Consider the following 11,544-nt stretch of genomic DNA (forward strand, 5'->3'; position numbering starts at 1 on the left):
GACCTGGAGTCGCCCGGATGCCGTCTCGCCGCCGGCCGGCCGCGGCCGTGATCGTGCTGCTGGCCGCCGGCTGCACCCCGGCCGCCGAGGAGCCCGCGCCGCAACCGTCGGCGTCGGTCTCGGCGTCGGCACGGGCGCCGGCCGATCCCCGGTCCGCCCGCGCCCGGATCGCGCTCCCCCGGGAGGCGGGTGCCTGGCCCGGCCCGAACGGGTTGTCCGGGGTGAACGGCTTCCCCCTGCTCGACACCGCGTCGGTGACCGCGTTCTGCACCGACCGCGGGCGACCGTGCGGGATGGCGCAGACCTACACCGACCGCACCGACTACACGTCGATGACACGCGGCTCGGCGTGGGTGTTCGAGTCGTTCGCCGGCTTCGACGGCGTCCTGGTGATCTCCCAGTCGCTGGTGCCCGACAAGGGCGAGGCCCTGATCGAGGACTGCGCGAACGGCGACTACGACCAGCACTGGCGCGACTTCGGGACGCTGATGGCCCAGCACGGGCGCGGCGACTCGGTGGTGCGGCTGGGCTGGGAGATGAACGAGTCGTCGATGGCCTGGCGCGGCCTGGACGCGACCGCCTACATCGGCTGCTACCGCAGGGCCGCGACGGCGCTCCGATCGGCGAACCCGCTGGTCGTCCTCGACTGGACGATCAACGCGCACAACACTCCGGCCGATCTGTGCGGCGGCTCGAGCACCAACTGCTACCCGGGTGACGAGTACGTCGACGTGATCGGCATCGACAACTACGACCATCACCCGTGGTCGCCGACCAAGGCCGATTTCGATCGCACGGCGGCGGCTCCGGAGGGCCTGGACTGGCTGTTCGCGTTCGCCCGCGCGCACGGCAAGCCGTTCTCGGTCGGCGAGTGGGGTGTGATGCCGACCGGGGACGCCGGCAAGGACAACCCCGACTTCGTGCGGTGGATGCACCAGTGGTTCGCCGACCACGCCCCGGACCTGGCGTACGAGGCGTGGTTCCAGCGATGTGACGGCACCGTCTCCCAGTCGGCGATCCTGCGGCCGGACGACCCGGACTGCCTGCCGAACCCCGGCTCCTCCGAGGCGTACCGGGAGCTGTTCAGCCGCTGAACCGCGGGTTCCCGGCCATCTCCCGGTATGCGGCGGCCGCGTCCGGCAGCGAGTCGAGCCGCCAGTGCTCGGGATAGCTGGGGTGGGTGTCGGTGTCGAACCAGACCACCCCGCCGATCGCCGGCCGCTGCTCCACGTAGGCGCTGAGCTGCCGGATCCAGTCCGCCTTGGTCGTGCCGCCGTAGTCCTTCGACCCGACCTCGGTGATCATGATCGGCTTGCGGGGAGAGTATTTGGCGTAGATCGGGTCGAACAGCGTCTCGGGCGACTCCCTGTGCAGGTTGTAGCCGGAGACGCCCACCCAGTCGACGTGGTCGTCGCCCGGGTAGTAGGCGTCGATCCTGTTCCAGTCCGCCTTCGGGCTGGAGTTCCAGTTGGGGCTCCACACCCACGACACGTTGTCGGCGCCCTCGTCGTCGAAGATCTTCCGCAGCTTCCGGAAGCACTTGACGTACCCGTCGGTGTCCTGGTCGTTCCTGGCCCCGCCCCACCGGTACCAGTCGCCGTTCATCTCCCAGCCCCAGCGCAGCAGGGTGGGCTGGTCCAGGTCACGGATCCGGCGGGCGGCCGCGGCGATCAGCTCGTCGGCGTCGCCGCCGAGGATCTCGGTGTACTCGGGGCCACGCCAGGACACCATCGGGACCGACTTCTTCGGCTTCCCCTCGATCCGGGCGGGCAGCTTGTCCTCCCACGCGTAGAAGACGTGGGTGATCCGCTGGTCGCGGCCGATCTGCTCGCGGCGCAGCTTCACCGCGTCCGGGTAGGTCATCCCGTCCAGGCCCAGGTAGGAGCCGAGCATCGCCTTCCCGGCGATGAACGGCACGGTTCCGCCGAGTCTCTCACCGGCATCGGCGAACGGCGACGGGGTCGCCGACGGGACAGGCGCGGGGGTGCTCGTCGGGGTGCCGCTGACCGCGAGCGGCGCCTCCCGGGACGCGGCCCGCCACATGCCGAAGACCCCTGCCGACGACGCCGCGCCGAGCCCGGCCAGGCCGAGCAGCCCACGCCGGGTGACACCCTCCTCGGGACGCCGGTGGCCGCCGGTCACGTGAGCTCCCGGCCGGCCTTGCGGGCCAGCCTGCGGACCATCCGCCAGCCCGGCTGGGCACACTGCCGCAGCCGGGCGGCCGGTGTCGCGGTGGTCCGGGCGACGAGGGCGACCAGGTCGGCTCCGGTGTGGTCCGGGGTGGGCTGGAAGCGGGGCACCGCGAACCGCCGCTCGGACGGGGTGTGCGGACGGCGGCCGACCTCGGTGGCGTTGTCGTGGCCGGAGCGCTCGACGACCCGGCGGACGAGGGCGCTGTTGTAGCCGTGCGGGTAGGCGAACGACCGGACCCGCCGCTGCAGACGTTGTTCGAGCTGGTCGCGGCTGCTCACCACCTCCTCGCGGAGCTGGGTCGCCGACAGCACGTCGAGCGGGTGGTGCACGAGGCTGTGGTTGCCGATCTCGATCCCCGCCGCGGCGACCTCGTCCAGCTCGTCCCAGGTCATCATCGGGCCGAAGTCGGATGCGTACCGGCCGAGCCAGCCGGCGTGACCACCGAGGTGGCCGACGGAGGCGTAGAGGGTGGCGCCCGCACCGGCCTTGCGCAGCGCCGGGACACCGGCGGTGAGGAAGTCGCGGTAGCCGTCGTCGAAGGTGAGCGCGACCATCCGCTCGGTGCTGCCGGCCGCCAGCAGGTCGAGCGCCTCGGTCAGCCCCACCAGCCGGTAACCGGCCGCGCTCAGGGCGTCGAGCTGCTCGGTCAGTCGGTCCGGCGGCACCGCGAGGTCCCGGAGCGGCCCGTCGACGCGAGAGACCGAGTGGTACATCAGCGCGGGCAGCGTGCTCACCGCGTCCTCCCCCATGATCTTGACTTTCCGACGGCCAAAGTTACCCGCTGTGACCGCCTCGTCGGGTCCTCCTTTCGACTGGACCTCTGGCCTTTTCACACTACAGCCAGTAATGTCCGAGGCCCTCCACGTCCCCAGCCAGCGCAAACGGCGTCACACGATCATTACTCAAAGTGATATGTGAACCGAAGGCCAACCGGAGACGTATCGGAGGGCAACACCGAAACCGCTCTAAACCCCGGGAGCGCGCACCATGTTCCGCCTCATTCAGTTGCACACCGAAAGCGGCGTCCCACGCATCGGCGTGGACCCCGACGGCTACGCCAGCGCCCGTGCCGCGCTGGCCCACTACCGCACCGCCCCGGCGACCTACTTCGCGGTCGGCCGCTTCGACCACGAGGGCACCCTCACCGAGGTGATACTCGACCCGATATGCGGCCTCGACGGCGCCTGCCAGCGCCCGGCTTCGGTGATCCACTCGCAGACCTACGAGCGCCTCTGCGAGCGGTGCGCTTCCGGCCTCGACGTGCTCACCGTCCCGCAACTGGCCCGCCGCCTCGGCATCGCCTGCCGGCTCGCCCCGAGCGTCGCCCGCTTCCGGCAGACCGCGCTCGGCGGCCTGCGCGCGCCCTCCGGCAACCGGATCGCCCGCGAGTTCCCCGACCACGTGCACGATCCGGCCTGGCGCCAGGAGCTGTGCATCAGCCTCACCCAGAGCCCCACCGCCCTGAACGGCCTGCTCATCGGGGTCGGAGCCCTCAGCCACCGGCAGGTCCTCGACCTCTTCCCGGCGCTGTGCGCCCTCGGCGACGAACTGCCCGACGCCATTCACGAGGACCTCGCGCGGGCCACCGCGCGGCCACTCTCCCCCGCGGGCGTCGCCGGCCTCCGGCTCGGCCTGCGCAACAAACCCTGACCGATTCGGTACGGCCTACGCCGGGTCACGTGGCTACCACGCGACGCGGGCGGCCCTCACGCCGCCACCGCGCCTCACGGGCGGAGGCGCCGGGTCACCGGGTGGTCGTCAGCGTTGTCTCACCAGCCCCGAGACAACGCTGACGACCACCCGTCGCACCCACACCCGTCAGTCAGAGGCGGATGCGCAGGACCGCACCGGTGTCCTTGCAGGTGCTGCAGGTGGAGACGTAGGCGTGACCGCCACGGATCGCCAGGCCGCCCGGGTCGTGCAGGGCCGCCGTGGCGGTCGACCGGCGCTTGCCGGACGCGTCGATGCTGGTCAGGGCACCCTCCTCCAGGACGTGGAGACGGTTGTCGGGGCCCCACGCCAGGTCGACGACGCCGGTGAACCCGGACGCCCAGACAGTGGGCGCGCGGCCGGGCTCCACCCGCCAGATGCGGGCGGCGGACGACCGTACCGCTGAGGGATCGAACCTCTCCCCGACGTACCAGGCGCCGTCCGGGCCCACGGTGACCGAGCTCGGCCCCGCCGGGCCCTCGAACGTGGCGATCGTCTGGACCCGCCCGCGTGGCGTGAGCCGCACCAGCGCCCGGCGGCGGGCGTCGAGGACCGCCGTGCCCGCGACCGCCACCGGCGCCGGGACCGCGGTCAGCAGGTTCGTGTCGCGGTAGAGGCCGCACGGCTCGGAGGTGGCGGTGTGCAGCGGCTCGCCGTCCGCGCCGATCGTCACGTCCGACGGGCCGGTCGCGCCGGTGCCGGCCGGCGACGCCTCCGACGGCAGGCCGGAGCGGATCCGCCACTGCCGTCCGAACTCGACCACGGTGATCGCCCCGGTCACTCCGGAGCAGACCGAGCCGCCCTCCACGGTCGGACGGCAAGCCGGACCACCCCGCCCCGCCTCGGCGACGAAGAGCTCGCCGCGCCCGCCGAAGGCCAGGCCGCGCGGATTGTCCAGACCGCGGGCGACGATCTCGACCGACGGCCGGCCCGGCAGCGGCAGTCCCGGGTCGGCGGGACCGGCGATCAGCAGACCGAGGACAGCAAGATATGAACGGATCGTGACCAACTAGAACCCCCGTGTAGTCGCCTCTCCCTCGGACAGGCTCGGCGGAACGCCCATGGGGCGCATATCGCCCGAACGGCTCAAGGGGGTGGTGAGTCGGAGATCCGACCCCCGGCCGGGTGACCGGTACGGTCGCGGCATGACGTTCGCCGCACTGGTGTCCCGCGCCCGAGGGCTCGCCGAGGACGGGCGGCGGGCCGTGCTCGGCATAGCCGGACCGCCCGCCGCCGGCAAGACCACTCTGGCGGTCGAGCTGGTCGGGGCCCTGTCCGCCGATCCGCCGCCGGGGCTCGGGGCGGACTGGGTGGCGCACGTGCCGATGGACGGCTTCCACCTGGCCGACGTCGAGCTGGACCGGCTGGGGCTGCGCGACCGCAAGGGCGCACCGGACACCTTCGACGCGTACGGATACGCGGCACTGCTGCGGCGGCTCCTCGAGGACCGCGACGAGATGATCTACGCGCCCGGGTTCGAGCGGGTGATCGAACAGCCCGTCGCCGGGAGCATCGGGGTTCCCCGGGCGACCCGGCTGATCATCACCGAGGGCAACTACCTGCTGCTCGACCAGCCTCGATGGACGCCGGTACGGGAGCTGCTGACCGAAGTGTGGTACGCGGACCTGGAGAACGAGGAGCGGCTCCGGCGGCTGATCGAGCGGCACGTGCGGTTCGGCAAGGAGCCGGCGGCCGCGGCGGCCTGGGCGACCGGCACCGACGAGCGGAACGCCGAGGTGATCGCCGCGTCCCGTGAGCGGGCCGACCTGATCGTGGACTACGCGGCGCTGGCCGTCGGCCTCCGGGGAGAGCCGGCCTGAGAGTGGGCTGAGTAACGGCTTTCGGATTTCGGCGCCGCGCGGTGGCATGCTTGCCGTCATGTCGGTGGGTGAGGCGGTCGAGACCGAGCCGCGCAGGCGCGGTCCACGGTTCGCGCGTTTCGGTCTGGTCCTGGTCGCGGTGCTGTCGCTGCTGTTCGGCGTGCCGTGGGCGACTCTCGTGTGGTCCGGCAACGACTGGCCGCTGCCGGCCTTCGTCGCCGGGACGCTGCTGTTCCTCGGGGTCGCGGCCGGTTTCCCCTACCTGATGTTCCGCGGGCACGGCGGCCACCGTGACCGCGAGTCCCGGATCGCCGACACCCTGCTCGGCGTGATCTGGGTGCTGTTCACCTGGTCGCTGATCGGCCAGCTCGCCGGCGTGCTGCTGCTCGCCCTCGGCGTCGACGACCCGGTCCGCTCGCGGGTGGTGTCGGCCGGCGTCGTGGTGATCTCCGCGGGCCTGCTGCTCTGGGGTCACACCGAGGCGATGCGGGTCTCCCGGGTGCGGCGGGTGGACGTGACGATTCCCCGGCTCGGTCGCGGGCTCGACGGGCTCAAGGTCGTGCTGATCACCGACACCCACTACGGACCGATCGATCGTTCGCGCTGGTCGCGGGGCGTCACCGAGGTCGTCAACTCACTCGACGCCGACATCGTGGCGCACACCGGCGACATCGCCGACGGCCTGGTCGAGCAGCGACTCGAGATGGCGGCCCCGCTCGGCGACGTCGAGGCACGGTTCGCGCGGGTCTACGTCACCGGCAACCACGAGTATCACAGCGGCGCCCAGGGCTGGGTCGAGCACATGGAGCACCTCGGCTGGGAGACCCTGCACAACCGGCACGTCGTGGTCACCCGCGGCGGGGACTCGCTGGTGGTGGCGGGGGTCGACGACCGTACCGCGGGGGGCTCCGGCCTGCCCGGCCACCGGACCGACCACGAGGCCGCCCTGGCCGGCGCCGACCCGGACCTCCCGGTCCTGCTGCTCGCCCACCAGCCGCAGCAGATCAAGGACGCGGTGGCGCACGGCATCGACCTGCAGTTGTCCGGCCACACCCACGGCGGGCAGATGTGGCCGTTCCACTACCTGGTCCTCACCGACCAGCCGAGCCTGCAGGGCCTGTCCCGGCACTCGGAGCGGACCCAGCTCTACACGAGCCGGGGCACCGGGTTCTGGGGGCCGCCCTTCCGGATCTTCGCGCCCAGCGAGATCACGCTGCTGACGCTGCGGTCGGGCCTATAACGGTCAGGTGGCCGGTTCGTCCACTTCCGCGACCCGGACGGCAACAACTGGTCCCTCCAGGCGATCGACTACCGACCCCAGGGATAGCCGTTGACACGACACCTCGCCCGCGAGATCGCCACCGCCGCCCTGGGCCGCGACCCGGGACCGATGACAGGGGCCGACAGCCTCTCCCATCAGGTGTATGTCGGCGCTGACGTGGTCGTGAAGGTCATCGAGGCGGGGCGGCATCCGCGGCTGGAACGAGAGATCGCGCTGGCGCCGCATCTGCCGGCCGGGGTCACGGCGCCGCTGCTCGACAGTGGCGTGCACCCGGCGGGCGACGGTTCGGTGCGGTTCGCCTGCTACGCCCGGATGCCCGGGGAGGCTCCCGGCATGGGCCTGCCCGGCGCCGGCGAGGCGACCGCACGCGACCTGGCCGAGCAGGCGGTGCGGCGACTGCGCATCCTGCACGACTGGGCTCCGCCCGAGGACGCCGGGCGGGTGCTGCGGCAGTCGCTCGACCACGGTGGTTTCGCCGGGCGTACCGCGCTGATCGCCGAGATCGACGCCATCGCCGCCGCCGCGTCGCCCGCCCTGGTCGACGGACTCCTCGCGCTGGCCGAGGGCGCACCGGAGCACGTCCGGGCGACGGTCCCGGTGCACGCGGACTGTCACTGGGGCAACTGGCTGGCGGCGGACGGCCGGATCACCGCGCTACTCGACTTCGAGTGGGCCCGGTTCGGCGACCCGATGGACGACTGGTTCTTCGTCATCGCGGACAGCGGACCGCATCGGGCGGCGGTCCTGGACGTGGTCGCCGGCGCGACGGGCATCCCGGCGGACGTGCTGCGCGCCGAGTGCGAGATCCGGCACGTGAGCCATCTGGCCGCCGATGTGCGCCTGGCGGTGACCGACCCGGCCGGGCACGGAGGATTGCTCGAGACCCGATGGGAGCAACTTCACGAGGTCATCGACCGGCGGACCTGGCAGAAGTCCACTGTCGACTGATCCTCCCCGGGTGGATTGTCGGGAATAAACCTGTTGAGCCGTGCTCTATGGGCCGAGCAGGATGGGTGAACCGCCTTCCCCTTCGCGCCCTGAGGATTCTTCATGCGTCTGCTTCGCGACCTGTGGGCCACGAGCCGAAGTCGCACCGCGCTCGTCGCGTTCCTGATAGTCATCGGCGCGTCCGGTTCGGCGGGCTCCTTAGCCCTGGCCGGCCCGGTGCTGGTCGATCGCTCCGCCCCGCTGTTCACCCTGCTGGCCGTGGGTCTGGTCGCGTCGGTGCTCAGTGACGTGGTGGTCGGCCTGGTGGTGGCGAAACTGACCGCCGACTGGGCGGCCCGTACCCGCCGCGACCTCAACCGCCGAGCGTTCGGCCAGGACATCCCGACCCTGGAGAACACCCCGGTCGGCGAGTTGCTCGACCGGATCGACTCCGACGTCTACCAGGTCGGCGCCGAGCTTCGCGGCAGTGGTGTGCGCCTGGCCCAGTCGCTGGCGGTGGCCACCCTCTCGGTGGTGACCACGCTCTTCGTGTGGTGGCCGGCCGCGATCGCGATGATCGTGGTGGCGTCGCTGCTGTTCGTGGTGATGAACAAACCGGTCCAGCGGATCGGCCCGGTCCGCATCGCCGAGGAGGAGGCCTGGTCCGACCTGGCCGCGGTGATGGAGGAGGCCATCCACGGACAGGACGACGTGCGTACGAGCCTCGCCGCGCCGTACGTCCGCCGCCTCTACGCCCAGCGCTCGGCCGAGGTCCTGCGCCGTGGCCGCCGGGTGTGGCGGATGTCGGCGAAGGTGACCATGACCGCCGGCGGGATCAGCCGCGCCCTGATCGCCGCGCTGGTGGTCGGGGGCGCCTGGGCGCTGATGAACGGCCACATCGACGCGGCCCGGCTGACCGCGGTCTGGCTGCTCGCGCTCGGCTTCGGCGGCACCCTCGAGCACCTGACCCGGATGGTGCCGGAGATGCAGAACGCGCTCGGCGCCTGGGGCCGGGTGCGCCTGCTGGCCGAGGTGCCGCAGGAGCCGGTCGACGGTGTGGACCCGGTCGACGGTGACCTGGTGGTGCGCGACCTGACCTTCCGCTACGGCGAGTCGGACAGCAGCCGGCCGCCGGCGCTGCGCGGTGTCAGCGTGACCTTCGCACGCGGCCGGTCGTACGCGCTGATCGGCCGTACCGGATCCGGCAAGTCCACCCTGGCCAAGATCCTGACCCGGGCGGTCGACGTGCCCCGCGGAACGGTCTTCCTGGGCGGCATCGACATCAACGACATCGGCGTCGAAGCGCTGCGCCGGCGGACCGCGATCGTCCCGCAGCGCACCGAGATCCTCGCCGGCACGCTCGCCGAGAACATCGCACTGTTCGACCGTGACCTGCAGCCGCGGGCCGGGGCGGCGCTGGACGAGCTGGGCCTGAGCGCGTGGGTCGCCGGCCTGCCGGACGGTCTGGAGACGAAGCTCGGCGAGGGCGGCTACAAGCTGTCGGCCGGGCAGGAGCAGCTGGTGGCCTTCGCCCGGATCCTGGTCCGGGACCCGCAGGTGGTGATCCTCGACGAGGCGACCGCCCGGATGGACCCGGTCACCGAGTCGTGGGTGCAGCGAGCCACCGACCGGCTGCTGGACGGCCGGATCGGCGTGATCGTGGCGCACCGGCTGTCGTCGGTGCAGCGCTGCGACGAGGTCGTGGTGCTGGCCGACGGCGAGGTCCTGGAGCAGGGCCCGCTGCGCGAGTCGCGCCGCTTCGCCGAACTGATGGCGAGCAGCAACCTCGCGGTGCCCGCCGCTCCGCCGGCCGCCGGCGGGGTCCTGCTGGCCGAGCGCGACTGGGACGCCGGGATGCGCGACGAGCTGGGCCCGGACGCGCTGACCAACCCACTGCCCACGGTGGAGCCGCCGGCGCTGCCGGAGCCCCCGCGCTCCCGCACGATGCGCGAGATCGTCCGGCTGGCGACCAACGACAAGCGGTACGGCCTGGGCGCCTGCGTGTTCTTCGTGGGCCTGGTGCTGCTCGGTTTCGACGGCGCGATCCTGCCGCTGCTGTGGACGAACGTCGTCGACGGCATGGGCAACCCGCTGCTGCCGGCCCTGGGCATCGCGGTCGGCCTGCTGGCGCTGATCCCGTCGCTCTACTACACCGGGGCCTGGTTCCCGGAGTGGTGGGTCCGGCAGATGCTGCGGATCAGCCTGCGGCTGCTGCACGGACAGATCGGCCCCCGCCGGGTCAGCAAGCACACCCCGGCCGAGGTCGTGGCGCAGGGCGGTGACACCGAGCGGGTGGTGCAGCTGGCCGACAACGTCATCGACAACACCGTCGCGCTGTTCGCGCTGGCATCGATGACGATCTTCTCCCAGTCGATCGTGCCGGGGCTGTTCTTCGCCGGGACGATGGTGCTGTCCGGGCTGGCGGCCACGCTGTTCGGTCCGCGACTGGAGAAGGCGGCCCGCCGGACGGTGGCGGCGCGGGCGGCGTTCGCGACGTCGCTGGTGTCGTCGCTGTCGGCGGTGCGCACGGTGAAGCTGGCCGGCGCGACCGGCCCGGTGCTGACGCATCTGGCCGACCTCGACGCCGACCGCAGCGAGCTGCAGCGCCGGGAGATCGCGATCCAGGTGTGGGCACGGTCCACGCCGTCGATCGCGAGCGGTCTGCTGCCGATCGCGGCGTGGGCGCTCTACCTGGGCGGTCACCTGACGCCGGCGGCGGCGCTGATCGCGGTGTCGGTGCTCGGCGCGGCCCGCTGGTTCGCGTGGACGACGGCGTCGCTGGTGTCGCACTTCCCGTCGGCGCGGGTGTGGACGAACCGGACGGCCGCGATGACCGGCACGTCGGAGTACTCGGCGGAGATCTCCGGGGTGGACATCTCGGCCGGCACGGCGCCCGCCCCGCCGACGGCGCCGCGCAACCCGCTGCGCACGCTGGAGCTGTCCGGCTTCAGCGCGGTGCACGAGAACGGAGCGGTGGGGGTACGCGAGGTCGACCTCACCGTCGAACGCGGACAACTGGTGCTCGTCCTCGGCCCGGTCGGCTCCGGCAAGTCGTCGCTGCTGCGGGCGCTCGCCGGCATCGTGCACCACACCGGCGAGCTGCTCTGGAACGGTGACCCGGTGAACGAGCCGGAGGTGTTCCTGCGGCCGAACCAGGTGGGTTACGTGGCCCAGCTGCCGCGGGTGCTGTCCGGGACGGTGGCCGACAACATCCAGCTCGGACACGAGGTGGACGCGGCCGACGCGGTGTCGGTGGCGCAGCTCGAGCACGACCTGGCCGCCGCCGGTGGTGGCCTGCAACTGCTGATCGGGCACAAGGGCACCCGGCTCTCCGGTGGCCAGCTGCAGCGGCTGGCCCTGGCCCGGCCCTGGCGCCGCGGACCGAGCTGTTGATCGCCGACGACGTCTCGTCCGCGCTCGACGTGACGACCGAGCTGGAGCTGTGGCGGGCGCTGCGCTCGCACGGGGTGACCGTGGTCGGCTCGACCTCGAAACGGGCCGCCCTGGCCCAGGCCGACCGGGTGGTCGTGCTGATCGGCGGCCGCGTCGAGGACCAGGGAACCTGGGACGACCTGGCCGACCGCTGGGGTCACCTGGCCGGCTGACGGCTAG

General features: G+C 72.4%; 8 protein-coding genes and 1 pseudogene. 6 read left to right on the forward strand and 3 right to left on the reverse strand.

Translation table 11 applies throughout. The features are described from left to right. Positions 1-17: 17 nt before the first annotated feature. Positions 18-1,094, forward strand: a complete 1,077-nt coding sequence (locus ACQPZW_RS33430; RefSeq protein WP_433790000.1) for a glycoside hydrolase family 26 protein — start codon at positions 18-20, stop codon at positions 1,092-1,094. Here the strand turns inward: ACQPZW_RS33430 and ACQPZW_RS33435 are convergent. Together ACQPZW_RS33435 and ACQPZW_RS33440 are read right to left on the reverse strand one after the other, a co-directional pair. Continuing rightward, the gene (locus tag ACQPZW_RS33435; RefSeq protein WP_433790001.1) at positions 1,084-2,142 is read right to left on the reverse strand and encodes a glycoside hydrolase family 26 protein; all 1,059 of its coding nucleotides are present in this window, start codon (positions 2,140-2,142) and stop codon (positions 1,084-1,086) included. The two genes, ACQPZW_RS33430 and ACQPZW_RS33435, sit on opposite strands and share 11 nt — an antisense overlap. Next, complete coding sequence (locus ACQPZW_RS33440; protein ID WP_433790002.1) at positions 2,139-2,942, reverse strand: polysaccharide deacetylase family protein; 804 nt, start codon at positions 2,940-2,942, stop codon at positions 2,139-2,141. The genes ACQPZW_RS33435 and ACQPZW_RS33440 overlap by 4 nt, the downstream gene beginning before the upstream one ends. Before the next feature lie 238 nt (positions 2,943-3,180). Between ACQPZW_RS33440 and ACQPZW_RS33445 the strand changes: the two genes are divergently transcribed. After that, the gene (locus ACQPZW_RS33445; RefSeq protein ID WP_433790003.1) at positions 3,181-3,843 is read left to right on the forward strand and encodes a hypothetical protein; all 663 of its coding nucleotides are present in this window, start codon (positions 3,181-3,183) and stop codon (positions 3,841-3,843) included. A gap of 172 nt (positions 3,844-4,015) precedes the next feature. Here the strand turns inward: ACQPZW_RS33445 and ACQPZW_RS33450 are convergent, their stop codons facing one another. Then, positions 4,016-4,912, reverse strand: a complete 897-nt coding sequence (locus tag ACQPZW_RS33450; protein WP_433790004.1) for a ScyD/ScyE family protein — start codon at positions 4,910-4,912, stop codon at positions 4,016-4,018. A gap of 136 nt (positions 4,913-5,048) precedes the next feature. Here ACQPZW_RS33450 and ACQPZW_RS33455 point away from each other — a divergent pair, with 136 nt between their 5' ends. The 4 genes and pseudogenes from ACQPZW_RS33455 to ACQPZW_RS33470 all read left to right on the forward strand — a co-directional run bounded on the left by ACQPZW_RS33455 (position 5,049) and on the right by ACQPZW_RS33470 (position 11,537). Further along, positions 5,049-5,723, forward strand: coding sequence for a nucleoside/nucleotide kinase family protein (locus tag ACQPZW_RS33455; RefSeq protein ID WP_433790005.1), 675 nt, complete (start codon positions 5,049-5,051; stop codon positions 5,721-5,723). Positions 5,724-5,781: 58 nt separating this feature from the next. Beyond that, positions 5,782-6,963, forward strand: coding sequence for a metallophosphoesterase (locus ACQPZW_RS33460; protein ID WP_433790006.1), 1,182 nt, complete (start codon positions 5,782-5,784; stop codon positions 6,961-6,963). Positions 6,964-7,053: 90 nt separating this feature from the next. After that, positions 7,054-7,953 carry a phosphotransferase family protein gene (locus tag ACQPZW_RS33465; RefSeq protein ID WP_433790007.1) on the forward strand — a complete coding sequence of 300 codons (900 nt, stop codon included), beginning with the start codon at positions 7,054-7,056 and terminating at the stop codon, positions 7,951-7,953. 102 nt (positions 7,954-8,055) lie between these two features. After that, positions 8,056-11,537, forward strand: a pseudogene (locus ACQPZW_RS33470) (ATP-binding cassette domain-containing protein). The last annotated feature ends 7 nt before the right edge of the window (positions 11,538-11,544 follow it).

It is taken from the genome of Actinoplanes sp. CA-252034, from assembly GCF_050956125.1.
GTDB lineage: Bacteria > Actinomycetota > Actinomycetes > Mycobacteriales > Micromonosporaceae > Actinoplanes.